This is a genomic window from Polyangium fumosum, from assembly GCF_005144585.1.
In the GTDB taxonomy this organism is placed as follows: domain Bacteria; phylum Myxococcota_A; class Polyangia; order Polyangiales; family Polyangiaceae; genus Polyangium; species Polyangium fumosum.
On sequence record NZ_SSMQ01000087.1, the window covers coordinates 24,978 to 49,916 of the forward strand.

General features: G+C 70.3%; 15 protein-coding genes. 12 read left to right on the top strand and 3 right to left on the bottom strand.

Annotated elements, in window-relative coordinates; genetic code table 11:
* The 7 genes from E8A74_RS45535 to E8A74_RS45565 all read left to right on the top strand — a co-directional run bounded on the left by E8A74_RS45535 (position 1) and on the right by E8A74_RS45565 (position 9,978).
* Entirely contained in the window at positions 1-1,323 is a 1,323-nt protein-coding gene (locus E8A74_RS45535; protein WP_136935436.1) for an MFS transporter, read from the top strand.
* Complete coding sequence (locus E8A74_RS45540; protein ID WP_136935437.1) at positions 1,324-2,271, top strand: alpha/beta hydrolase; 948 nt, start codon at positions 1,324-1,326, stop codon at positions 2,269-2,271.
* Positions 2,258-3,535 carry an ATP-grasp domain-containing protein gene (locus E8A74_RS45545; protein WP_136935438.1) on the top strand — a complete coding sequence of 426 codons (1,278 nt, stop codon included), beginning with the start codon at positions 2,258-2,260 and terminating at the stop codon, positions 3,533-3,535. The genes E8A74_RS45540 and E8A74_RS45545 overlap by 14 nt, the downstream gene beginning before the upstream one ends.
* Complete coding sequence (locus E8A74_RS45550) at positions 3,532-4,479, top strand: alpha/beta fold hydrolase (protein WP_136935439.1); 948 nt, start codon at positions 3,532-3,534, stop codon at positions 4,477-4,479. Before E8A74_RS45545 ends, E8A74_RS45550 begins: the two co-directional genes overlap by 4 nt.
* Before the next feature lie 271 nt (positions 4,480-4,750).
* Positions 4,751-6,646, top strand: coding sequence for a hypothetical protein (locus E8A74_RS45555; protein WP_476704308.1), 1,896 nt, complete (start codon positions 4,751-4,753; stop codon positions 6,644-6,646).
* A gap of 45 nt (positions 6,647-6,691) precedes the next feature.
* Positions 6,692-7,414 (top strand): hypothetical protein, encoded by a 723-nt coding sequence (locus E8A74_RS45560; RefSeq protein ID WP_136935441.1) that lies wholly within the window; start codon positions 6,692-6,694, stop codon positions 7,412-7,414.
* A complete protein-coding gene (locus E8A74_RS45565; RefSeq protein WP_136935442.1) occupies positions 7,411-9,978 on the top strand; it encodes a cytochrome P450 in 2,568 nt (855 codons plus the stop codon). The genes E8A74_RS45560 and E8A74_RS45565 overlap by 4 nt, the downstream gene beginning before the upstream one ends.
* Positions 9,979-9,987: 9 nt before the next feature.
* Here the strand turns inward: E8A74_RS45565 and E8A74_RS45570 are convergent, their stop codons facing one another.
* Entirely contained in the window at positions 9,988-13,410 is a 3,423-nt protein-coding gene (locus tag E8A74_RS45570; protein WP_136935443.1) for a serine/threonine-protein kinase, read from the bottom strand.
* A gap of 102 nt (positions 13,411-13,512) precedes the next feature.
* The gene (locus tag E8A74_RS45575; protein ID WP_136935444.1) at positions 13,513-14,304 is read right to left on the bottom strand and encodes a hypothetical protein; all 792 of its coding nucleotides are present in this window, start codon (positions 14,302-14,304) and stop codon (positions 13,513-13,515) included.
* 436 nt (positions 14,305-14,740) lie between these two features.
* Between E8A74_RS45575 and E8A74_RS45580 the strand changes: the two genes are divergently transcribed.
* Positions 14,741-15,526 carry a sensor histidine kinase gene (locus tag E8A74_RS45580; protein WP_170229871.1) on the top strand — a complete coding sequence of 262 codons (786 nt, stop codon included), beginning with the start codon at positions 14,741-14,743 and terminating at the stop codon, positions 15,524-15,526.
* On the opposite strand, the gene E8A74_RS45585 is transcribed toward E8A74_RS45580, so the two are convergent.
* A complete protein-coding gene (locus E8A74_RS45585; protein WP_232380042.1) occupies positions 15,435-17,345 on the bottom strand; it encodes a sigma 54-interacting transcriptional regulator in 1,911 nt (636 codons plus the stop codon). The genes E8A74_RS45580 and E8A74_RS45585 overlap by 92 nt on opposite strands.
* 153 nt (positions 17,346-17,498) lie before the next feature.
* Here E8A74_RS45585 and E8A74_RS55255 point away from each other — a divergent pair, with 153 nt between their 5' ends.
* The 4 genes from E8A74_RS55255 (at position 17,499) to E8A74_RS45605 (ending at position 24,524) form a co-directional block, all read left to right on the top strand.
* The gene (locus E8A74_RS55255) at positions 17,499-21,272 is read left to right on the top strand and encodes a serine/threonine-protein kinase (RefSeq protein ID WP_232380043.1); all 3,774 of its coding nucleotides are present in this window, start codon (positions 17,499-17,501) and stop codon (positions 21,270-21,272) included.
* A gap of 83 nt (positions 21,273-21,355) precedes the next feature.
* Positions 21,356-22,897 carry an FG-GAP repeat domain-containing protein gene (locus tag E8A74_RS45595; protein ID WP_170229872.1) on the top strand — a complete coding sequence of 514 codons (1,542 nt, stop codon included), beginning with the start codon at positions 21,356-21,358 and terminating at the stop codon, positions 22,895-22,897.
* A gap of 35 nt (positions 22,898-22,932) precedes the next feature.
* Positions 22,933-23,499 carry a hypothetical protein gene (locus tag E8A74_RS45600; protein WP_136935449.1) on the top strand — a complete coding sequence of 189 codons (567 nt, stop codon included), beginning with the start codon at positions 22,933-22,935 and terminating at the stop codon, positions 23,497-23,499.
* Complete coding sequence (locus E8A74_RS45605) at positions 23,496-24,524, top strand: hypothetical protein (protein WP_136935450.1); 1,029 nt, start codon at positions 23,496-23,498, stop codon at positions 24,522-24,524. The genes E8A74_RS45600 and E8A74_RS45605 overlap by 4 nt, the downstream gene beginning before the upstream one ends.
* Positions 24,525-24,939 lie beyond the last annotated feature (415 nt).

Sequence of the window (24,939 nt, forward strand, 5' to 3'; positions counted from 1 at the left end):
ATGACGACACAGACGAGCGACGCCGCCGCCTCGGCCCGGCGTGATTTCCGCGTGTTATGGGCCGGCCAGTCGCTGAACCTGCTCGGTGATCACTTCATGGTGCTCACGCTGCCGCTCTTGGCCGTCACGGTGATCGGCGCCTCGGCCGCGGAGGCGGCGCTGCTCCCCTTTGCCCTCTTCGTCCCCTTTTTGCTGTTCGGCCTGCCGGCCGGGGCCGTCGTCGATCGATTGCCGCGGCGCCGCACGATGATCCTCTGCGACGCCGCGCAAGCCGCGATCTTCTTGACGATCGCGGCGCTCGCCGCCACCTCCGTGCTCTCGCTGCCGTGGCTCCTCGTGCTCGTCGGCCTCGCCGGCACGGCGACGCTCTTTTTCCAGGTCGCGTACACGTCGTATCTGCCCGAGCTCTTCCCGGACGCGCGTGATTTGCAGCGGGGCAACGCGCGCCTGTTCTTCTCCGAATCCGTGTCGCGGACGCTCGGACCGGTGCTGGCGGGGCCCGTCATCGCCGTCCTCGGGCCCGTCGTCGCGGTGGCCGCCAATGCAGGCTCATTCGTGCTCTCCGTGCTCTCGGTCGCCGCGATCCGGCACCGCGAGCCGGCGCGCGCGCCGAGGGCCCGCAAGCCCGGCTGGATGCTCGACGACATCCGCGAGGGCCTCCGTTTCGTGTTCGGCCATTCCGAGCTCGAGCCCGTGATTCTGTGCGGCGCCGTCTACGTGCTCTTCCTCAGCATGATCGAGGCGAGCCTCGTGCTCTATTGCCGCCACGTGCTGGGCCTCGGCCCGACCGGCAGCGGCGTGGTCGTCGGCGCGGCAGCGCTCGGCTTCCCGATCGGAAACCTGCTCTCGTCCCGCCTCGTCGACCGGCTCGGCGTCGCCTCCACGCTCGTCGTCAGCGCTTGCGTGTCGGTCACGGGCCTCGTGCTCATCCCGGTCGCCGGGAGCGCGGGCTCGGCCGTCGCCCTCGTCGCGGCCAGCGTGCTGCATGGCACAGGCGAGGGCGCGTTCGGCCCGACCTCGCTCACGTTGCGCCAGACGGCCACGCCTGCGCACCTGCTCGGCCGGATCAACGCGGTCCAGCGGTTCTTGTTATGGGGAACGATCCCGCTCGGCAGCCTGATCGCGTCCCTCGCCATCAAGCTCATCGGCCTCCGCGGCGCCGTGTGGATCGGCGGCCTCGGGACCTGCCTCTGCCTGCCGGTGCTGCTCCGCCGCGGCATTCGCGACGGCCTGGCCCAGCGCTGGGCCGCCGCGCGTGGCCGCGCCCTTTCGCCCTGCCCTTCGACCCCGACCGGCGCCCCGCGCGCCCCCGAGGAGGATTGAATGCACCTCGCCGACGGCCTCCAGACATTCATCGACCGATGCAATCGCGCCATGCCGCCCGACTTCTACACGCGCCCCCTCGCGGAGCAGCGCGCCCTCTATCTCGGGCTCACCCGGGAGTTCCCGTATGAAATTCCGCCGGACGTGACCCTCACCGACGACGTGGTCGCCCACGGGCGGCGGCGCGTGCGGGTACGCGTCTACCGCCCGCGTGCCCCGGTGGGCCGCGGCCTGCTCGTCTACCTTCGCGGCGGCGGGTTCGTGGTCGGCTCGCTGGAGACGCACGATACCGTCGTCGCCGAGCTTGCCAGCCGCTCAGGGCTCGTCACTGTCGCGCCCGACTTCCGGATGGCGCCCGAGCACCCGTTCCCGGCGGCCCTGGAGGATTGTTATGGCGCGCTCTCGGGCATCGTCGTCGAGGCCGCGCGGCTCGGCGTCGATCCGGACCGCATCGTGATCGCCGGCGACAGCTCCGGCGCGAACATGGCCGTCGCCGTGGCCATGATGGCCCGGGACCGCGGCGGCCCCTCGCTCCGCGGCCAGGCCCTCATCAGCCCGGTCCTCGACTTCACCCGCTGGCGCCGCGGCGGCGCCGACGCGCCGCTGCTCACAGGTGGCGAAATGGAATACTACACAGCCTGCTACACCCCCGATTCCGCGCAGATCGAGCATCCATATGTATCTCCCCTCGTCCGCGGCGCCTTCCATGGCCTGCCGCCTGCGTACCTGATGGGCGCCGAGCTCGACTCGCTCTGCGTCGACGCGGAAAACTACGCCCGTCGCCTCCGCGAGAATGGCATCCCCGTCGACCTCGTGATCGAGCCCGGGCTCGTGCACTCGGCCGTCCGCGCGCGAGGGCTCTGCCCTGCGGTCGAGGACGCGTGGGCAAGGTTTTGCAGCCGGGCGGCGCGGCTCGCCTGCGTGGAGGGCGACCATGCCTCGAAGTGACCCGAATGGGCCGGCGGTGATCGTCGACCCCTACTCCTCGGGCGCTCTCTTTGCGCCCGCATTCAAAGCGGCCGGCGTCCCCGTGGTGGCGGTCGTGTCGAGCCCCGCGCCGCCGGCCGTCTACGCGGCCTCCTACCGGCCGGAGCACTTCCAGACGATCCTCACCGCGAGCGAGGACCTCGAGCCCCTCGTGGAGCGCCTGCGGGCCCTCGGCCCCCGGTGTGTGCTGCCGGGCTGCGAGTCCGGCGTGGAGCTCGCGGACGCGCTCGCGCCCCTCGTCGTCCCGGACGTCGCCAACGACCCCGAGAAGGCGAGCGCGCGCCGGCACAAGGGCGACATGGCGGCGGCCGTGGCCCGCGCCGGCCTCCCCATTCTCCGGCAGCTCTGCACGAGCGACGCCGACGAGGCCGAGGCGTGGCTGCGCCGCTCGAGCCTCGCCGGCCGGGATCTCGTGATCAAGCCGCCGAAGAGCGCCAGCACCGACGGCGTCACCCGCGTGCCCCGCGGCGAAGGGTGGCGGGACGTCTTCGATTCGATGCTGGGTCGCCCGAACCGCCTCGGCATCGTCAACGATCGGCTCCTCGTGCAGGAATACGTGACCGGCACCGAATACGTGGTGGACACGTTCAGCTACGAGGGAAACCACACCGTCACCGACGTGTGCCGCTACCACAAGGTGGACAACGGCCCGTACATGGCGGTCTACGAGCGCATGGAATGGTTGTCCCCGAAGACGCCGGGGATCGAGCGCTTGATCGGCTACACGCGCGGCGTGCTCGACGCGGTCGGGATCCGGTTCGGCGCGGCGCACGTGGAGCTGATGCTCACCCGCGAGGGCCCGCGGCTCATCGAAATCGGCGCGCGCCCGCACGGCGGCGGCCAGCCGAGGTTCTGCCGCGTCGCGACCGGCGACAGCCAGGTGGACCGGACCGTGCGTTATTTCGCCCGGCTCGGGCACGTCCGGGAGGGGTTTGGCCTGCAAACCCACGTCCTCGTGGTGTTCCTGATCGTCCGGAGGCCGGGCATCGTGCGGAACGTCGAGGTCTTCGGCGAGGTCGAGTCGCTCGTGAGCCACCATTTCTCGGCCATCCGCTTCCGGAACGGCGATTGTCTCGAGCCCACGAGGGATCTCTTCGGCAGCCTGGACCTCGGCTTCGTGGTCCTCGCGCACGCGGACCGCTCCCAGGTGCACGCCGATTACCACAAGATCCGTGACATCGAGCGGCGGCTCTGGCTCGACGATTCCAAGGGAGCGCAAGCATGAATACGGACAAACCTGCCGCGCCCGTGGAGCCTCGATCGTTCGTTCACCCGGACGGGCGGCTCCACGACGTCGGCGGGCATCACCTCTGGGTGGAGCAGGCCGGCGCGGGCGAGACCGTGGTCTTGCTCTCCGGCCTCGGCCCCGCCGGGTCGCACGTGATCTTTCACCCGCATTTCGACGCGCTCGCCGCGGACCATCGGGTCGTGTACGTCGACCTTCATGGGCGTGGCCGTTCGGACGTCCCCGCCGATCTGCGGGCGATCACGTTCGAGAGCGACGTGGCCGACGTGGCCGCGCTGCTCCGGTCCCTCGACGTTGGTCCCGTACATTTGTACGGATTTTCGTACGGCGGCCTCCTCGCCCAGGCGCTCTCCCTCGACCACGCGGCCCTCGTACGCACGCTCGTGCTCGCCAACAGCCTGCACAGCCCGGAGATGTGGCAGCAAAACCATGCCAACATCAACCGGGAGCTCGCGAACCAATGCCCCGATGTTTGGGCGCGGATCGAGGCGATGCGCGCCGAGGGCATTGCCTCGACCGATCCGCGCATGCAGCGGGAGTTTGCCGTGGCCGCGCCGCTCGTGCGGTTCTTCAACCCCGAGAGCGCCCGCCGGCTCGCCACGGAGCCGGGCGCCCGCAACGCAGAGCTCTATCCGCTGTTTTGCGGGGACGACGTCGATTTCATCATCGGCGGCGAGGTCGCCCGCATTCCGGACTTCCGGCCGCGGCTCAAAGACGTGGCCGTCCCCATGCTCGTGCTCGCCGGCCGCTTCGACCGGGCGCTCTACCCTGCCCTGCAGCGCCAGTTCCTGACCTTCGCGCCCTCGGCCGAGTTTCGCGTGCTCGAGCGCAGCGGCTCGTTCGCGCACGTCGAGGAGCCGGACGAGGTGCTCCGGATCCTGCGCGCCTTCTGGGCGCGCGCCGAAGCGCCCCGCGTTGCCTGATCACGCAAGGTTCTGCCCCCCCTGCTCCCGCCTCCCTCCCACGAACAACAGCCGAGCCGAGCGCCGCGAGATCGACGCGGGCGGGTGTTGTTTCGGTGCCCCTCGAACAAGCCGCGGCCGCTGGGGCGCTCGGCGGCGCGCGTGGCCTCATGGTTGCAACTTCGGCGTGAGGCGTGGGGGGGAACGCGGTATGAACGATCGAGCAAGCAGCGATTGCAATGAGGTCTACCGGCGCGTGCCGGACGACGACGACGCTCGGTGTGACCTCGTCATGAAGGGCGGCGTCACGAGCGGCGTCGTGTATCCGTCGGCCGTCCTCCGGCTCGCCAAGCAGCGCCGCTTCCGTTGCATTGGCGGCGCCTCGGCCGGAGCCATTGCGGCCGCGGCCGCCGCAGCGGCCGAGTATGGCCGCGCCGACGGAGGTGGCTTCGCCCGGTTCGAGCGCATGCAAGAAGACCTCGACCGCGAGGGCTTTTTGATGGGCCTCTTCCAGCCGACCGCGCGGGCGCGCCCGATCTTCGAAGTGCTCCTCCTCGCGAAGCGCCTGCGTGACCGGCAGCGGCGCGACGGTGCGCAAGGACGCATGCGCCGCCCCGCTCGGCGCCTCTTCGCGGAAATGCGAAAGGCCGAGCTCGATTCCATCTGCGCCGAAAGCCCCGGCGAAGGCTACACGCGGGGGCGGCGGTGGGGCGCGTGCGCCGGCGCGCTCGCCGCCCTCATCGTCGTGGCCCCGGCCGCAGCGCTCTTCACGTTCGTATTGCACGACGCCTCGACGGCGCGCGCGGCCGAGCTCTCGTGGCTCCCCCTGCTCCTAGGTTTGTCCCTCTGCGGGGTTTTCCTCGTCTCCGGCGCCTATCTCGGTGGAATCGCGGGGACGCTCCTCGCGAGCGCCCGGTACGTCCACGGCGACGAGGGCAAGAGCCTGTTTGGCCTGTGCACGGGATCCACCGAGGGAGACGTGATCTCCGGCCAGGTCCCGCTCACCGCATGGATGCACGAGGGCCTCCAGGAGATGGCCGGCCTGCCCAAAGACCGGCCCCTCACCGTGGGAATGCTTCATGCGAGAGGCATTCGCTTCAAGGCGGTCACGTCCGACCTCAACGTCCGGCAGCCACGCGCGGTGCCCGAGGAGGAGCTCGACGGGACCATCAAAAAAGACCGCTCGTTCGTCTTCGCGGAGCACGAAATGCGCCGCCTCTTCCCCGAGAGCGTCGTCCGCTTCATGGTGGACACGGCGCCCGCGCCCGAGGGCGCAGCGCTCCCGCCCGGCTACCACGTCTTCCCGATGGACGAGCATTTGCCCGTGATCGTGGCGATGCGCATGAGCCTCAGCCTCCCCGTGCTCCTCTGCGCGGTGCCGCTCTACGCCGTCGAGGCGTCGGGCGAGCTCCGGCGCCATTGGTTCAGCGACGGCGGCATCGGCATCAACTTCCCGATCCACTTCTTTGATAGCTGGTTCCCCCGCTTTCCGACCTTCGGGATCAACCTGCGGGAGAAGGCGCCGCATTCGAAGGAGAGCCGCCACGCGGAGGACGAGGACGTGTCCTTGCCCGAGCCGCGGGACGGCCACACGTCGAGCCCATCGTTTCGCGAGATCACCGACATGAAGGATTTTTTATGGGCGGTCTTCGAGCTCGCGCAGAGCTTCCGAGACGACAGCCAGGCGGCGCTGCCCGGCTACCGCGAGCGTGTCGCCCACGTCTTCCTCGAAAAAAACGAAGGCGGGCTCAACCTGGACATGAACGTCGCGACCATCGCGAGGCTCGTCGAGAAGGGCGACACCGCGGGGCGCCTCTTCCTCGAGCGATTCGATTTCCCGCAGCATCGATGGGTGCGCACGTTGCTCCTGATGTCCCGCATGGAGGTCGAGCTCGGGCACCTCTGCAAGCGTTTCACCCCGCGTGGCCTCCGGCAGGAGCTCCACGAGCTCCTCGAAAAGGAGCAAGATGCGTATCGCAACGACCGACCGTGGTACGGCGCCGTGAGCCCCTCCGAGGAGGAATGGTTCCGCCAGGCCCGGGCGCGGATGGATGCGCTCGTCGATCTGATGGCCCGGTGGTCCGAGCTCCAGGAGACCTGGCGACAGCACCACCCGACCGAGGAGTTCTTCTTCGCCGAGCGAAGGCTCAGCCCGGCGGGGAAGCTGCGGTTCACGCCCGAAGTATGAGTGTTTCGGGGGCATTCCGCCCGGACGAACGAACAAGGAGACGTCATGCGTGAAATGGAAACCCTCGCCCCGCCCCCGCGCGTGCGATCCCTCGTGCTCGTCACGCCGATCTTGCAGGGCTTCGTCCCCTCGCTCCCCGCGCTCCGGTACGTCGAGCGCCTCCAGGGCGTCCTGCATGGGCCCGCGGAGAGCAAGGAGGCGGGGCCGAGCGTGCTCGACATCATCGATTCCGTGCATTTCGCCCAGTGGTCCATCCTCGACGGTGGCCGGCGGCTTTTGTTCGTCTCGATGTTCGTGGGCGAGCTCGAGCCGTACCTGAAGGATTTTTCGGTTCGTATGGCCTGGGGCCTCGATCTCGTCTGGATGCATTGCGAGGGCTACCCGGGGGCCGCGCAGTTCGAGCCGTTCGTCGCCTGGGTGAAGCGACACATGGTGCAGGCCGACCGATTCCACGCGGCGAACCCGGACGTGACGGTCGTCGACGTCCGGTGGTGGAAGGCGCAGCATGCGCAACTCGAAGCATTCCGGCGCAAGGTCCACTGCGGCGGCGATCTCGGCGCGCTCTTCGCCGAGCTCGAACGGGGGCTCGCGCGGCTCTCCGCCGTCGACGAGGAGGCCGAACGCCGCTTCCTCCTGTCGATTGAGGACAACATACGCGCGAGCCTCCGGGATCTCCGGGAGAAACGGCTCTTCTCGCCGGCCGAGATCGATCCCATCGAGCGCAATTTCGAGCAGGTGATGGCGAGCCTGGCAGGGGAACAATCATGAAAACGAAGGACGAATCCAGGATCGAGCTCGACGACGTGCAGGGCCACCTCCTGCTCTCCTATGGCAAGACGTTCGGCATGCGCCACGCGCGCTTCGTGTTCCTGCATTTCGAGGACGTCGCCGCCGGGCGGCGGTGGATCGCCGCGAAGATCCCCGACATCACGACGGCACGCACTGCGCCGCCGGGACCTGCTTCCACGCTGAACCTCGCGTTCACGTTCGAGGGGCTCGAGGCGCTGGGGCTCGCCGCCGAGGAGCTCGACAGCTTCCCGGAAGAGTTTCGCGAGGGAATGGAGAAACGCGCGGCGTTCCTCGGCGACGTCGGCGAGGACGCGCCCGATCGTTGGGACCTCTTGCCGCGAGGCGCGCCGCCCCTGCACGCGATGGCCATCGTTTATGCGCGCAGCCAGGCCGAGGCGGACGCGCGTGCAAGCGAGCTTTGCGCCGAAATCGAGGCCACGCGGACGCGTATCCTCCACGTGCAGACGGCGGCTGGGCTCGAAGGCGGACGGGAACATTTTGGGTTTGCCGACGGCGGCAGCAACCCGAGCGTGGCCGGCGATGGGAGCGGCGCGCCGCCGGGGCGCGTACTCGAACCCGGCGCGTTCCTGCTCGATCATCCCGACGATTTCGGCGCCGTCGCCTCCCGCCCGACCCCGAAGGAGCTGCGCCGCAATGGCACGTACCTCGCCTTGCGCAAGCTGCGCCAGGACGTGCCCGGGTTCCGCCGGTTCGTCGCGGAAAACGCGGCGATGCTGGGCATGGACGCGGAGCTCGTCGCCGCGAAGCTCATGGGGCGGTGGCGGAGCGGCGCGCCGCTGGTGCTCGCCCCCGAAAAGGACGAACCGAACATGCCCCCCGAGCGGCGCGACCATTTCGCCTACCGGACCGAGGATCCGCAGGGCCTCCGCTGCCCCTTCGGCGCGCACATCCGGCGCGCCAACCCGCGCGACGCCATGCCCGTCGCGAGGCGCACCGCGGTCCGCACGCACCGGCTCCTCCGACGCGGGATGGCCTATGGCCCGCCGCTGCCGGAGGGCCAGGGCGAGGACCACGTGGATCGTGGGCTCATCTTCATCGCCTATTGCGCATCGCTCTCGCTCCAGTTCGAGATCGTGCAGCAATGGCTGAACAACGGGAACGTCAGCGGCGAGCCGAGCACGGTCCACGACCCCGTCGTCGGATCTTCGTTCTCCCAAGGGACGTTTACCGTGCCCGTGGCCGGCCCGAACGGCGAGCTTGCCTCCGTTCATACCCTCTGCGGGCTGCCAAGCTTCGTCCGGGCGCGTGGCGGCGCGTATTTCTTCGTGCCCGGCATCCACGCGCTCCGTTACCTCGTGAACGTGGCCCCACCCGAGACCCAGCCCATCGAAACGTTCCTCCAATCCTATACGCTCGCGCAAAACGACGAGGACAAAAAGGATTCCGTCGAGGCCTGTCTGCTGGACCCTGTGACCGCGCGGCGGCCGTTCTGCGACACCGCGGAGAGCTGGCGCGCGCTGCGCAAGCAGGCGCCGATCTTCGAGACCCCGCACGGCGTGCTCGTGTCGCGCTTCCGGGACGTGCAGGAGGTCCTCGCCAAACCCGAGGTCTTTTCGGTCCAGGAATACGACGCCCGCATGGCGGCCACCGTGGGGCCGTTTCTCCTGGGCTTCGACGGCGAGCGCCACAAGCGCGAGGCATCCCTCGCGCGCCTCGTCCTCCGGCCGCGGGATCTGCCGCGCGTGCTGGAACGCGCCCGCTTCGTCACGCACGTGCTCCTCGATCTCGCCCAAAAACGGGCGAAGGGCGAGCCAAACTTCGTTCCCCAGGTCGTCATTGCCTCGGTCGTGCGGACGGCGGGCGAATATTTCGGCGTCCCCGGGCCTTCCGACGAGGATTTGTTCCTCTGGCTCAGCGTGGCGTCGGCCTACATCTTTTTCCCGCTCCCGAACGACGAGCGCGCGGCCGCCGGCGCCGCCGCCGGCATTGCATTCCAGCAGTACCTCGACGAGCTCCTGCGCGCGCGGGAGGCCGCGATCGCCGCCGGAACCTCCGCGGAGGACGACGTGCTCGGCCGGCTCCTCGTGCTGCCCGCGGCGCACGGGCTCGACCGCGCCGGCATTCGTCGAACCCTGGGCGGGCTCGTCTCCGGGACGATCATACCGACCGCGATGACCCTCCTCCATGCCCTGGCGTACCTCCAAGGCGCGCGCGAGGCCGGCGAGCAAGCGCGCGAGGCCGCGACGAAGCGGGACATGGATCGGCTGAAAGACATCCTGCTCGAAGCCGCGCGGTTCGACCCCTATCCGTCGCTGCTCTACAGGACCGCCATGGCCGATTGCGAGCTCGCCGCGGGGACGCCCCGCGCGACCCGGATCGGAAAAGGCAGCCGGGTCATCGTCTCGCTCGGCTCGGCCATGGACGACGAGGAGGCCCTCGAACACCCCGAGGCCTTCCAGCCGGGCCGCCCGGACGAGCATTATCTCCTCTTCGGCCACGGATCCCACGCTTGTATCGGGCGATTCCTGGCCGGCCCATTGATGGCCGAAATCGCGGCCCCGCTGCTCACCCTGGGGGCCTGACCCCCTATGTTATGCCGCGCGCGTGCTCCCCGGAAGGGCGATCGATTCGAGGAGCGCGCGCGCCTCGCCGGCGAACCCGGCCATTCCCATGGCCTCGAACGCAGCGAGCGCCGCGGCCGCTTCCTGCGCCGCGGCGGGCGTCCCTTCGTCGTGAAACACCCTCGCCGCGCAGAGGTGGGCGAGCGCCTCCTCGCGTGGTGATTTTTTCTGGCGCGCCGCATCGAGGGCCGCATCGAGGTGCTCGCGCGCCGCGTCCCCGCGCGTCGCGAGCGCGAGCGCCCGGTGCGCGGTCGAGAGCCCGATGCGATCCCCCGCCTCGGCCCGCGCGAGCGCCGCGCGCGCATACGTGGCCGCCTCCTCGGCCCGCCCCGAGAGCGCGAGCGCCTCGGCCAGCGCGCCGTAGCTCCACGAGACGTTGAGCCGGGTCCCGGTGGCCTCGATCCATTGCACTGCTTCCCGCAGGAGCGCGAGCCCGTCCTCCCGCTTGCCCAGCGAAAAGAGAGAAAGGCCCTCGGCGGTGTTGCTCATGGCCGCGACGTACGGCGCGCCCAGGATCTCGGCCAGCGTCCGCGCGCGCGTTGCCGTCGCCGCGCACGCCTCGAAGGCGCCTTGCCACCCCTCGACCATCGCGCGCTGCACGAGCACCGAGTCTTCGAGCGAGCGGCGCCCGAGCTCGGCGGTGATGGCGAGCGCCGTGTCGAGGTAGGCGTGCGCCTCCGCGAATTCGCCGCGGTCGCCGTGGATCATGCCCAGGTACCCGTAGCCGTACGCGCACCCCGCGGTCCGCCCGCCCCAGGGCGATTGCTCCTTCATCGAAATGCCCTGGCGGATGGACGCGAGGGCCTCGTCGTACGCCCCGCCCGCGGCGTAGTTCTGCCCCAGGTTCAGCACGAGCTGGTAGAGGAGCTTGTGATCGCCGAGCGCGCGCGCCTCGTCGATCGCTCGCTCCGAGATCCGAATGGCCCCCGCGTGATCACCGAGCGCATACGCGATCCAGCTCGCCCAGTAATCACAAAGCAGAACCCCGCCTGCGTCCCCGATCCTTGCCGCGATCTCCCGCGCCTCCGCGAGCACCTCGATCTGCCGGAGCGACGGCTCGTACAAGCACGCCTCCGCCCAGCGCACCGTGGCGCTCACGCGCCGCCGCGACACGTCCTCCGTCTGGGGGATTTTTTCGAGCCACACGAGCGTATCGCCGTACCGCCGCCGCGCGTCGTCGAGCGCGTACGCGCGTGCCGCCTTCGCCGCGGCCTCCTCGGCATAATGCGCCGCTCGCTCGATCTGCCCGCTCTCTCCATAATGGTACGCGAGCGCCTCGACGTGATCGATCCGCTGCTCGTCCGGATACACCTCCTCCAGCGCCCGCCCCACGCGCGCGTGCACGTCCCTCCGCTCGTCCTCGGGGATCTCGGCGTAGGCGCGCTCGCGGAGTTTTTCGTGAAGGAACCGGAGCCGCCCGCCGCCGCCGTCTTCGAGCACGTAGGCGCGGCGCAGGCTGCCGAGCGCGTCCATCAGCGTGGCCTCGGGCAGGCCCGCCGCGCGACGGAGAACCTCCTCGTCCACCTCGCGCCCGATCGTCGCGGAGAGCCGGGCGAGCCTTTGGCTCGGCGCGTCGAGCCCGGCGAGGTGCCGCTCGAGGAGGCCCGCGAGCGACCGCGGCAAACGGAGCGCCGCGCGCACGGCGCTCGGATCCTGTCCCCGCGCGGCGATACGGAACACGCCGCCGGCGTCCCGGTAGACGAGCCCCTCGGACAGGGCGGTGCGCAAGTATTCAGCCAGGAAAAACGGATTTCCGTCGGACGCGTCGGCCAGGAAATCGAGGAAGGCCTGGGGCATCTCGGGGAGCGCGAGCATGTCGCGGGCGACCTGCCGCGTGCTCGCCGGATCGAGGGCGCCGAGCTCGACGCGGCTCGCGCCGGGCGCCGCGAGCAGGCCCGCGAGCGCCTCGCCCACCTCGTCCGTGCGGTACGTCCCCACCACGAGCATGCGCCGCCCCACGAGCGGCGTGAACACGAGGTCCCGCAAGAATCGCAGGGAGAGCTCGTCCGCCCATTGAAGATCGTCGATCGCCAGAAGCAGCGGCTCGGTCTCGGCGTAAGCGAGCAACGTCTCGGTCAGGCCGGCGACGACCCGCTGCCGGGCCGTCCGCGAGGGCAAGATCGACAGCGGCTCGGCCGCGGCCTTCGCGGGCGCGAGCGTGGCGAGCGTGGGCTCGTAGGCGGCGAGCATGGTCGCGCGCTCGCCCAGGATACGCGCCGTCTCGGCGGGGCCCGTGTGCCGGCAATGGTCGGCGATCGCGAGCAAGAGCGGTCGAAACGGATGGAGCGGCGCCGCGCCGGCCCCGTGCGCGCCGAACGCCACGCATTCCCCGGTCACCACCGTAAAACCCGCCCGCTGGGCGAGGCTCGCGAGCTGGGCGACGAGGCGCGTCTTGCCGATGCCGCTCTCGCCGCCGATGAACACGCTCCGCCCCTCCCCGCTTCGCGCGGCGCCGAGGTGCGCTTGCAGCTTCCAGACGACGTCGTGCCGCCCAATGAAGCTCGGCCGGTAGAGATAAGGCTCGGCCCAGCACCGGCGCGTGGGCTCGGCGGGCGCGAACGCCGCGAGCGCGGCCGCCACGTCCTCGGCATACCCCATTCGATCCTGCGGCCGTTTGGCGAGCAGCACGAGGACCAGGCGATCGAGCGCCGCGGGAAGGCCGGGCACGCTCGCCGAGGGCGGCGCCGGAACCTCGCCGAGGTGTTTTCCGATCACGTCGCGGGGCGTGGGCCCCTCGAACGGCGGATGGCCGGTCAGGCATTCGTGCAGGATGCAGCCGAGCGCATACAGATCACTCCGCGCGTCCACCAGATCCCCGCGGATCTGCTCGGGCGACATATAGGGCGGGCTGCCCGTCACGACGCCCGTTTCGAGCGCGTCGCGCCCGCTCGCTCCGGAGAACCTGGCGGCGATCCCGAAATCGACGAGCACCGGGGCGCCGTCGTCGCGAAGGAAAATGTTCTCCGGCTTGAGATCGCGGTGAACGAACTCGGCGCCGTGCAGGCACGACAGCGCCTCGCAAAGGCGGCGCATGACGCCGCAGATCGTCGCGAGCTCCTCGTGCGACAGGGGCTCGCCCGGGCGCCGCGCCTCGATGAGCGCGCGCAAGGTGCGTCCGCGGAGCAGCTCCATGGCATACCACGGCCGCCCGTCGTCCACGCCCTGGGCGAGGATCTGCACGATGCCGGGGTGGCGGACGCGGCCGAGGGCGTGGATTTCGCGGCGAATGCTGGCGATCACCTGCCCAAAGGCCGCCTCGACGGTCTTGATGGCGACCTCTTGCCCCGTGTCCCGGTGCTCGCCCCAGTAGACGATCCCCATTCCCCCGCGCCCGAGGGTGCCTCGGACACGGTAGGGTCCGAACGCCGCGGGCTCGTCCTGCCCTCTGGACATATCCGCAGTATAATCCGCGCCTCGGTGGGGTCGAACCCGCGCCGGTCCAAGGACCCGCACGGCGCCCGGCCGCTCGAAGACGGAGCCGCCGAGCGGCCCACCTCAGCGTTTCAACGGAATCCCTACGATGACGCCGGCGCTGAACGTGCCGGCATCCACGCGCCCGGTTCCTGGCGTGTAAAACTGCGGCCCGCTGACGTGGGGCAACACGAAAAAGCGCTTGGCCCTGTACCGCAATGCAATGCCGAGCGGCACGACCGCCGGCGATTCTCCGAGCTGGTTCACGTCGAGCCCGCTTTCGATTCGCACCTCGACGCGGCGTGACAGCGGCACGTGGGCGCGGATCGGGAGGGACAATCCGAGGCGCGGCTCGGGGCCCGTGGAAATGGGCAGGTGGAGGCCCGCGTCGAACCAGAGCCGTTCCTCGGCGCCGGCCGCGGCCACGAGGCCGGGCTGGACCGTGGAGAGCACGGGGATGCGGCGGCTCGTGTCGAGCGACATCGAGAGGCTGCCGCCGAGCTCGAAGCGCCTCGTGTGCAGGAGCCCGCGCGTGATGACGAGGCGATGCGGCCCCTGCCCTTGCGCCGGACCGAGGTGAATCGGCCCGAGGTGCGCCTCGATTTGCAGGTCGTCCGTGGCGCCCCACAAGACGCCGAGCCCGAGGTCGATCTGGCGCTCGCCCGAGGGGGCGCCGTCGATCGACGTGGAGGCATAAGGAACGACCACCCCGGGGGGAAAGAGCAGAAAACTCCCCGCGGAGGGCGTCTTGGAGGGCGCCGCGCGCTTGGCCTCGGAAGCCCTGCCCCGGTCCGCTTCGGCGGACGCTGCATGCGCATGGGTGGCGAGGGCGAGCACGGCGCCGAGCCGCACCCCGGTTCGGGATGAAAAACGCACGAAGGCTCCCTTCGCGTGAGGGCCCGCTCGGCGCGCATCACGCGTTCTGGTCGAGGGGCGCCCGAGCAAGGCGCGATCCACGCCCCGCGCGCTCGAGGATCGACGCGCTTCGCGGGGAATTCGAGGCCCGCTGCGGCGCGCGCCGAGGCGACCGAGCGGCAGCGCGCCCCTTTTCTTGCCTGACCACGCAAGGGGCCAAGCGACCGAGCAGGCACGATCAAATGCGCGTTACGCGTGGATCCGGCCAAAGAAAGGGGCGCGGGCCGTGGCACGGTCGATGCCCAAGGGAAAACCGTCGAGGAGTCCAACCATGTGTGCTCGGCATCCCTCCCCAGTCCTCGCTGCCCGATCGGGCTCCCCCATCGAGGCACGACAACCCCCGCCTTGCACGCGGGCGCCGTGTGACGAGTTCATCTCGCTCGCCTCCCATGAGCTCTTGACCCCGGTCACCGCGCTCCGGCTTCAGGCGCAGCACATTCGCCGCCTCCTCTCGCAGCACCCGGAAGAGGTGCCCGCGCGCATTCCGAGCATGGTGGAGACCTTCGACCGCCAGCTCGGGCGGCTGGCCCTCCTCTGCGACGAGCTCCTGCACGCCACGCAAATCGTGGCGAGCGAGCTCCCGCTCGCGTGCGAGGACGTCGACCTCGCCACGCTCGTCGGCGAGATCGTCGACCGCGTGGAGCCGCGCCCGAACGTCCGCGCGCTCGTCACGATCAAGGTCTCCGGCGCGCCGCGGGGGCAATGGGACCGCATGCTCGTCGAGCAGCTCGTCCTGCACCTCGTCCGCAATGCGCTCGTGTATGGCGAAGGCAGGCCCGTGGCCATCGACGTCGCGCAGGTGGAAGGCGGATCCCGGCTCCTCGTGAAGGATCACGGCATTGGCATCGCAGAGGAGGACCAGGCCCGCATCTTCGAGCGATTCGAACGAGCGGTCTCTCCTTCACGGTTCGGCGGCCTCGGCCTCGGCCTCTACATCGCGCGCGCGGCCGCAGAGGCGCACGGCGGCTCGATTCGTGTCGAGAGCGCGCCGGGCAAGGGCGCGACGTTCGTCGTCGAGCTCCCGACCGAGCCCGGCGTGGCGCGGCGGGCGCGGGAACAAGCCCTCCCCCACGCCGCGCACGCGTTCGGGTTCACACGGGAAGGTCGTCGTCGCTCCCACCCTCGTCGTCGGACGGGGGCGGTTGCGAGGGCGGCTCGGGCGTCCCGAATCCGAGCTTTTTGATGCCGAGCACCTTCATGCGGTGGACCAGCGTCCGGAGCGGCATGTCGAGCCGGCGCGCCGCCTCCGTCTGGTTCCACTGCGACGCCCGGAGCGCCTCCACGATGACCTGCGCCTCGTAATTCTGCATTCGCGTGCGGAGCCCGCCTGCGTCGTTCGCCGGGGCGGGCTCCGCAGACGCGACGAGGACCTCTTTTTCGTGGTGCGCATTGAGCCGCCCCGCCGCGCGGACGCGCTCGGGCAGGTCGTGCACCGAGATGGAATCCCCCTCCGCGATGACCACGGCCCGCTCGATCGCATTGCGCAGCTCCCTCACGTTGCCCGACCACCCATACCCTCGAAGGAGGGCGAGCGCGTCGGGCTGGATGCGCTGGATCCGGCGCTCGTTCGCCTGGTTGGCGAGCTGCAAGAAGCGCATCGCGAGCGGCTCGATCTCCTCCATGCGCTCCCGGAGCGGCGGGATGTCCAGCGTCATCGTGTTCAGGCGGAACAGGAGATCCAATCGAAAGCTGCCGGACGTTGCCATCGCTTCGAGGTCCCGGTGCGTCGCCGCGATGAGCCGCACGTCGACGTCGATCTCCTTCGTCGAGCCCACCCGCGCCACGCGCCTCGTCTCGAGCACGCGCAGGAGCGCCGCCTGCGCCGCGAGCGGCAGCTCTCCGACCTCGTCGAGGAACACCGTCCCGCCCTCCGCGGCCTCGAAAATGCCCTTTTGCTGTTGCAGCGCCCCGGTGAACGCGCCGCGCTCGTAGCCGAACAGCGTGCTCTCGACGAGCTGCTGCGGGATCGCGCCGCAGTTCACGCATATCATCGGCCGGGCGTGCCGTGGGCTCTGCTCGTGCAGCGCCCGCGCGATCACCTCCTTGCCCGTCCCCGTCTCGCCCTGCAAAAGGACCGGGATCGACGAGCGAGCGAGCCGCGCGACCGTCAGGAAGACCTGGCGCATGGCCGCGCTCTCCACCACGGGCTGCTCGCCCGTATTGGGTTGTCCGGACGGTCCTCCCCCTGTCCACGGGCCGCCCGGCATTGCATGCACGGGCCGCCCGGGCGCTGCGCGTTGCAGGGCCGCGCGGCAGCCTTCGAGGAGTTTTTCGGCGGACGTCGCGGTCTCGGGCGAGGCGGCCACGCCGACGAGCAACGTCGGGCCTCCCTCCTTCGGCTCGCTGATCCGCTGCGCGATGTCGCAGGCGGCGCTGAGCGTCGCTTCCGGCAGGAGGACGGCCACGGCGTCGAGGCTATAGAGGCCCACCTTGTCGATGGGGCGCAGCTCCGTTTCCACGCGCGCGAGCCATCGACTCACGTGTGCGCCCTCGCGACCGCCCGCCCGCACCATCAGGATCGCGGCGCTGCGCCCGAAGAACCGCGCCCGGACGACCTCTTCTTCGAGCGTGCTCCGCAGCCGCTCGTAGCTCGACAGACCGGGCAAGAGGCTCGCCTCCGGCGCGCGCTCCTCGATCGTGATGATCACGCGTCCGAGCATCACCTCGTCGCCGCTCCGCGCCACGCCGTCCGTCACCCGCTCGCCCTGCACCCACGTGCCGTTCAGCGAGCCGAGATCCTCGACGCGCACCCCCCCATTTTCGAGGAGCGTGAAACGAGCGTGCTGACGCGACAAACTATCGTCGTCGATTTGCACGTCGGAAGGGGACGTCCGCCCGATGACCTGCCGGGCGCCCGGCCGGAGCTCGACGAGCTCCGTTCCATCCCGATGATAGACGAGCAAGGTCGGCCAGGTGCGCGCCTGCCGGAGGGGCGCGCCCACCTCGCGTCCGCCCGGCGGGAGAGGGATGGTTTCCGTGATCTGCGCTGCGCGTGAGCCCATGTTGTTATCCAACAATCTTGTCGATCGCCACGCGCGGGTCGATGGGCGAAGTGCGGGCGCCGGGCCGGCCGACGTGGCCGCGTGAATTCGCGGGGCTCGCCGGATGCGGAACGGCCTCCCCGGCTCCATGAGGCCGGGCGCGTCGCGGACATCATGGGCGTTCCACGCAAAGAGAACGAATCGAGCGAACGATTCTCGATCCTGCGCCGCCTCGGCGCCGGCGGGTTCGGCGTCGTGTACGAGGCGATCGACCTCCGGTACGGCGCGCGCGTCGCCCTCAAGGTCCTTTACCAGGACGACGCGGCGGCGCTGCTCCGCTTCAAGCAGGAGTTCCGCGTGCTCGCGGACATCACGCACCCGAACCTCGTGATGCTCCACGAGCTCATCTATGACGAGGGCCGCTGGCTGCTCTCGATGGAGTTCGTCGAAGGCGAACATTTGCTGAGCAGCTTCGTCCCGGGCCGCACGGGCGACCTCTCCGCGTCGTTCGTGCGACGCAAGCCTGCCCGCGACGTCGAAGAGCGCGCTCTCCTGCGCGCGGCGATGCGCCCGCTCGACGTGGGGCGGCTCCGCTTCGTATTCTCCCGCCTCGTTCGTGGCGTGCGCGCGCTCCACGCCGCCGACGTCTTGCACCTCGATCTGAAGCCGTCGAATGTGCTCCTCACGAAGGCGGGCCGGGTCGTGATCCTCGATTTCGGGCTCGCGCGGGAGCTCTCGCCTTTGCCGTCCGGTGATCTCTCGGCCTTGCACGAGGGCATCGTCGGCACGCCTGCGTACATGGCGCCCGAGCAGATCCTGGGCGAGCCGGGGAGCCGCGCCAGCGATTGGTACAGCGTCGGCGTGATGCTTTATGAGGCGCTCTCCGGGCATCTCCCGTTCGAGGGCAGCGTGGAGGATGTCCTCTGCGGCAAGCTCACGACCCGCCCGATGCCCCCGTCGCTCGTCGCCGAGCACGTGCCCGAGGATCTCGAAGCGCTCTGCCTCGCGCTCTTGCGCAGCGATCCCCGCATGCGGCCGTCGGACGAGGAGATCGCCGCTCGGCTCCAGGGGGCGGAGGGGCCTGCCGAGGTCGCGCACCCTCGGCTCGTCGAGATCCGGCAAAGGCACGCGCTCGTCGGGCGCGAGCACGAAAGGGCGGCGCTCTTCGAGGCCTTCCGGGAGAGCACGGCCGGCCGCGCCGTGCTCGTCCGCCTCTCGGGCGCGTCCGGCGTGGGAAAAAGCGCGCTCGCGTCGACGTTCCTCGCGGCCCTCCGGCGCTGGGAGGGCGTCCTCGTCCTCCGGGGTCGTTGCCACGACCGCGAATCGGTGCCGTACAAGGCGCTCGATAGCCTCGTCGACGTGCTCGCGCGTCACGTGAAAAGTCTTCCGCCGGAGGAAGCGAGGGCGTTGGTCCCGCCGAATCTGCACGACCTCGAGCGAATCTTCCCCGTGCTCGGGCTCATCGACCCCGCCCCGCTGGAGGAGCGCGCCGAGGCCCTCGATCCGCCGCGGGCGCGTCTTCGCGCGTTTCAGGCGCTCAAGGACCTCCTCCGGCGCCTCGCCGCGCGTGGCCCGCTCGTGCTCTGCATTGACGACCTGCAATGGGGCGACGTCGACAGCGCCGAGCTGCTCTTCGAGCTCCTCTCGCCCCCCGACGCGCCGCCGATGCTCCTGCTCGCCTGCCACCGCAGCGACGACGACGTCTTTCGGAGCGTCTTCGTGGCGCGCTTCGGGCAGCTCGTCGCCGCCGCGGGAGGCAGGATCCGCCTCCACGATGTCGACCTCGGGCCCTTGCCACAGGATCTCTCGCTCGCGCTCGCGCGGGATCACCTCGGGCCCTCGGCGGACGAGGCGACGGCGGGCGCGATCGTGCGTGAATCCGAGGGCAATCCTTTCTCGATCGAGGAGCTCGCGCGGCACGTCCGCGCGGCAGGGCCACGCGCCGCGCCGCGGGTCGATCTGCGTGAGGCGATACGCGCGCGGCTCAGCGCGGCCCCGGCGCCGTCGCGGCGGCTGCTCGAAATCGTGGCCGTCGCCGGGCGCCCGCTCGAACAAGACATCGCGTTCGCCGCGGCCGAGCTCGCCGACGAGGCGCTCGCTTCGCTGACGCCGTTACGCTCGGCGGGGTTGCTCAGGGTATGCAGCGTGCATGAGCGCCCGGGCTGCGAGGTCTCCCACGAACGTCTCCGCGATGCGATCCTCGCCGCGCTCGACGTCGAGGCGCTCGCCGCGCGACATGAGCGCCTGGCTTCCGTGCTGGAGACGTCGCCCGAGGTCGAACCGGAGGAGCTCGCGATGCATTTCCAGAGTGCCGGAGAGAGATACAAGGCGGCGCATTACGCGATCGCCGCGGCCGACCGGGCGAGCGACGCGCTGGCCTTCGCCCACGCGGCAGAGCTCTACGCGCTCGCGCTCGATTGGGGGCGCGGCGGACCCGCAGATACCCCGGAGACGACCCACGAGCTCAAGGTCCGACGGGCCCACGCCCTGGCGAATGCGGGCCGGTGCCGGGAAGCGGCGGAGCTCTACCTGGAATGCGCCGACGGCGCCTCGCCCGAGGAGGCGCTCGATCTCCAACGTCGCGCAATCGAGCAACTCTTCGTCGGCGGGCACCTCGACGAGGGCAACCGTGTCCTCGCGACGTTCCTCTCCGGGCTCGGCCTGCGTCCGCCCCGGACGACGGCCAGCGTTGCCATGATGGCCCTCAAAGGCGTCCTTCGAATCCGGCGCCGCGGAACGCATTTCCAGCCTCGCGCCGCCGCCGACGTCGCTCCGGCTGTGCTCGCCCGGATCGACGTTTGCATGGCGGTGAGCATGGCCCTGACGGACGTCGATCCGCTGCGATCGTGCGCGTTTTTGATACGCGGACTCGGTCTCGCGCTCGACGCCGGCGAGCCTTCGCGGGTTGCCCAGGCGCTCGGCACGTATGCGCAATTGTCGCTCTTGCAGGGCGGGCCGTCCGCGGTGGCCGAGGGGGCGCGCCTCCTCGCGCGGGCGGCGGAAATCGCGAATGACGCAGGGGATCCGGACCTCATGGAGACCGTCTCCATGTACGGCGCCGCGACCACCATGATCGAGGGACGCTGGCGAGAGGCCTTGGATCGTTATGACGCCATCGGCCGCCATCTCCGCAGCCGGAGGATCGACCTCGCGAAATATCAAAACATGGCGCACGTCGTCGCCGTCATCGCCCTCGACGCCATGGGACGCCTGCACGAGCTCGCGGAGCGCACGGCGGCCTGGCATCACGAGGCCACGTCGCTCGGCAATCTCTTCGCGGCCATCAGCGCTTCCAGCGCGTCCGCGGTGACGAGGATCGCCGCCGACGACGTCGAGGAGGCGCGCCGCCGTGTGCGCGAGGGCGTCGCGTCCTGGACCCGCGGCGGTATGCACGTGCAGCACATGTATGCGCTCCGCATCGAGGCCTATGCGGATCTCTACGAAGGCCACGCGACCATGGCACGGACGCGCGTCCTCCACGCGTGGGGGGCGATTGTCCGCTCGCAACAGCTCCGCGTGCAACCGTCCCGGATCGATATGCTCTTCCTCCGCGCGCGCACCGCGATCGCCACCGCGGCGGAGGCTCCCCCGCGCCTTCGCGCGCGGCTCGCGCGGGAAGCCGAGCGCATCGCGTCGCGGCTCGAACGTGAGATTCGCGCCGACGCGCCTCCCTCCGCGGCCTTGCTCCGGGCCGCCGTGGCGCGGCTCCGCGGGCAGGACGACGAGGCCCTCGCCTACCTCGACGCCGCCATTCGTGGCTTCGACAGGGCCGAGATGGTGCTCCACGCGGCTTGCGCGCGCCGCCGCAAGGGCGAGCTCTCCGGCGGCGAATCCGGAGGCGCGCTCGTGGCCGTCGCCGACACGGTCATGGCGCAACGAGGTGTACGGCGGCCCGATCGCTGGGCCGCGATCTTCGCGCCCGGCCTTGGCATCGAACCACCGCAATGAGGGGAGCGACAGCGATGGGATGGGGCACCGCGACCAGGATCGGGGTAGGATGGGTGTGCGTCTCGCTCGTCGGAGTGCTCTTCGTGACGGCGCCTTCCGAGCCACCGCCTGGCGGCGACGTCACGCAGGCACCTCCGCGGGCCACGCCTCCTTATCCGACGGAGCCGGGGTATCGCTCCGCCGACACGACCATGAACTCGCTCGGGGCTGCCCTCGCGGACATCGACGGCGACGGGTTCAAGGATCTCGTCGTCGCCAATGGAAACGACCTGAATCAGCGCCCGGTGACCGTGTATCGCAACGACGGTCGGGGCAACTTCCCGAACGAGCCGAGCTGGTCCTCCGACGACACAGATTACCACGCCGGCGTCGCCGTGGGGGACATCGATCTCGACGGGTTCGTCGACGTCGCGGTCACGGTGGGCCCCTGGATCGACGCGAAGACGCTGGGGTACACGAAGGTCTATTTCAATCGCGGCGGCGCCCTCGAACGGCGGCCCAGCTTTCGCACCACGGACAGGTATTCGAGCTTCGGCGCTGCGCTCGGCGATTACGATGGCGACGGCGACCTCGATCTCGCCGTCGGCGTGGCCTTCGAGCTCGACACCGAGCGCGACACCGAGCCCAAACCCAAACCCGGGCGCGTGCGGATCTATAAGAACGAGGGAGGCAAGCTGTCGCGCACGCCTGCATGGACCTCCAGCGCGCGCATGCACGCCCTCGCCCCGAAATTCGCGGACATCGACGGCGACGGATTCCTCGATCTCCTCGTCGCCGCGCGGGGGCTCCCGGTGTATCGGGGGGCGCTCGGCGAGGACGGCGAGGTCCACCTCGACACGTCCGCCGCCTGGACCGCGCGCGTCGAGCGCGGCATCCCGCTCTTCGTCGACGTGGGGACGATCGGCGGCCGCCGGGGGATCGTCACGTTCTACAACGACCATTACAAGGACATCGTCCCCCCCGACGATCTCGCGCCCGCGCGTCCGCCGGAGACGCCCCCCGCCTATGTGGGCAACCTCCACCCGAGCCCGCCCCCGCCCGCGAGCTGCGCGAGCGGCATCGGCAGCGATTCGCGCCTGATGGCTTACTGGCCCTTTACCAGCGCCGATCCCATCTGGACGTCGGAGACGTCAGGCTGGGGCGCGGGCGTCTGCCTCGCGGACGTGAATGGCGACGACGCGCTCGACCTCCTCGCGAGCCGGTGGGGCCCGCAGTTTTACGGATACGGAGCGCCGCTCGTGATGTTCCTGGGGACGTCGCGCGCCTTCGAACCGACCCCCGCGTGGTCCTCCAGCACGTGCGGCGTGGGCGAGGCGATCGCCGTGGCCGATCTCGATCGGAGCGGGTACACCGAGGCCGTCGAGTCCTTCGCCATCGAAAAGCCGCAGGCGGGCTTGACGCTCTCGGCGCAGCTCGTCGAGGAGATCCTCGAAATCCGCCGCGACGGCGCTCTCCTCGGCCGCGGCGCGTACGTCGTGGTCCCCGGGGACAACTGGATCTCCTTCGCGCGGCGCCTCGCGCCCGGGGAGCAAATCCGCGTCCGCTACACGCATTCACCGGCGCCGGACATCGCCCTCGCGAGCACCATGGCCTCCAATTACGTCTTTTACCATCGCGCGCGCTGACGGTTCGCTTCTGCAAAGCGGAGGGGGAGGCACATATGCTGCTCGCGTTCATCATGAGCCTGGCGCAGGACCCGGACGTCCAGGAGGCCTACCGGCGGGATCCGGTCGCGGTCGTATCCCAGCGGCAGGATCTCTCGTCGGAGGAGAAGGAACTCCTGCTGTCGAGGGATCCACGTCGTATCCTCGAAGCATTCGCGGAGGAGAGGCGTGGAGCTAGACATAGAGTTCACATGTTGGCGCCGACGCCGTTGCCCTGGGTCTACGGCCGACAAACGGTGACCGGCTTTTTCTGGGAGCCCGGGGACGGCGAGCTGCTCCTCACCGTATTCGGGACGAAGCTCCAGGGCGCTTTCACGCAATGCGAGCTGCGGCACGGGGAGATCCGCATTCGAGGGAACATCGGGCAAGTGGTGGAGACCGCGCCCGGTCGAGAGAAGGTCACCCTGCGTTTCGCCCTCCCCCCAAACGCGCCCCAGGGCGTGTACTGGGCCTTCGCGAATCCCCGGCGGGAAGAAGGGGACGGGAGCGCCGCGCTGCAGGCCCTGGAAACCCTCTATCTCGGCTTCGAGCTTCGTGGTGTATCGAAGGGAGGCAAGCCGTGATCGTCGCCCCCGACGCGACACTCGACCTCGTCGCGCCCCTCGTCCCCGAAGCGCTGCTCGTCCCCGCCGCCCGGCGCGCGCTCCACGCCGTCACGCGAGAGCTGCCCAAAGCCGCCTCCGGCATCGCCCTCGAATGCCGTCTCGACGAAACCACGCGTGTCGATTTCCTGATGTATCTGCTCGCGCGCGCGGATGGACATCGGGCCCTGCTGCGCGACGCTCCCGCCCGGGGCACGCCGGCCTGGCGCGGCATCCTCGATTTCTGCCAGGAATGGGCCGCATCCGCGTCCCTGCTCCACGCCGAGGTGCCTGCCCTGTGGCTCGAATTCGACGTAAAAGGAGAGCCCAGCGCCGCGCCGACGCCGCTCCCCTTCCCCTGCATCGAGCGGCACATCATCGACGAGCAGCCGCCGGAGGAGCAAGACGAGCGAGGGCGCGCCGTCCGTCTCGACCTCCTCGACCGCGCAACCTCCCTCCTCCTCGGGCACCCGCTCCCCTGCGCCACCTTCGACACAGCCGTCCGTGTCATCAAACGATTGCCCCGCCGAGGCCGCATCCTCCACGTCGCGCCCCTCGATTCCCGCGGCCTCGACGCGCTCCGTCTCGTCACGACGATCCCCCGCGACGAGCTCCCAGCCTATCTCGACCAGATCAAATGGCCCGGCGATCGATCCCAGCTCGATTCGCTCCTCGCCGCCCTGGTCCCCGAAGCCACGCAGCTCGGCTTTCACCTGGACGTCAGCGCCGGCGTCCTGCCAACGCTCGGCCTCGAACTGCATCATCTCCCCGGAGATCCCCGCTGGCGCCCCCTCCTCGACGACCTCGTCGCCCGAGGAGCATGCACACCGGCCAAACACGACGCCCTCCTCGAATTCCCCCCCTTCGCGCATCTCGCCCTCCCCAGCCACCGCATCGCGAGCCCGGTGTCGACCACGCTCGGGATCAAGCTCGTCCTGGCACCAGACGAACCCTTGGCGGCGAAGGCTTACCTCGGGTTCGTTCCGCTCCATCCGCTCTTTGGCTGAGCTGCGTAGGGGGCGCCGTGCTGGGGCTTTGCCCCAGGCCCCACCCGGGGCTGTCCGCCCCGGGACCCGGACCAGCGAGGCGCTGGACCCAGGACGATGAACTGCGCGATGCGCAGTTCATCGAACAGCCAGGGTCAAGACCGGCGGCGACCCTGCCAGCCAAGGTCGCAGCGCCCCCTCCAGCGCCGCAGGACGGAGGGCCCAGAGCGCATTCGGGGACCTGCGGCGCCGCAGAACGGGAGGCGGCCTCGCAAAAGGAGACCTGCAGCGCCGCAGGTCAGCGTCTCCTGCGCATTCCGCTCCACATGGGCACCCGTTCCGCTGGCACCTGGGCACCCGTTCCGGCGCACGTGGGCACCCTCGGAGCGAAGCGACGTTCCCCTGGCCGTGCCCTCGGCGCATGGTGCTCGGGAGC

Coding starts and splice junctions, on each gene's coding strand:
- E8A74_RS45600 (WP_136935449.1), top strand. CDS start 22,933: ATGCTGCTCGCGTTCATCATGAGCCTGGCGCAGGACCCGGACGTCCAG.
- E8A74_RS45540 (WP_136935437.1), top strand. CDS start 1,324: ATGCACCTCGCCGACGGCCTCCAGACATTCATCGACCGATGCAATCGC.
- E8A74_RS45535 (WP_136935436.1), top strand. CDS start 1: ATGACGACACAGACGAGCGACGCCGCCGCCTCGGCCCGGCGTGATTTC.
- E8A74_RS45555 (WP_476704308.1), top strand. CDS start 4,751: ATGAAGGGCGGCGTCACGAGCGGCGTCGTGTATCCGTCGGCCGTCCTC.
- E8A74_RS45570 (WP_136935443.1), bottom strand. CDS start 13,410: ATGTCCAGAGGGCAGGACGAGCCCGCGGCGTTCGGACCCTACCGTGTC.
- E8A74_RS45560 (WP_136935441.1), top strand. CDS start 6,692: ATGCGTGAAATGGAAACCCTCGCCCCGCCCCCGCGCGTGCGATCCCTC.
- E8A74_RS45565 (WP_136935442.1), top strand. CDS start 7,411: ATGAAAACGAAGGACGAATCCAGGATCGAGCTCGACGACGTGCAGGGC.
- E8A74_RS55255 (WP_232380043.1), top strand. CDS start 17,499: ATGGGCGTTCCACGCAAAGAGAACGAATCGAGCGAACGATTCTCGATC.
- E8A74_RS45545 (WP_136935438.1), top strand. CDS start 2,258: ATGCCTCGAAGTGACCCGAATGGGCCGGCGGTGATCGTCGACCCCTAC.
- E8A74_RS45585 (WP_232380042.1), bottom strand. CDS start 17,345: ATGGGCTCACGCGCAGCGCAGATCACGGAAACCATCCCTCTCCCGCCG.
- E8A74_RS45550 (WP_136935439.1), top strand. CDS start 3,532: ATGAATACGGACAAACCTGCCGCGCCCGTGGAGCCTCGATCGTTCGTT.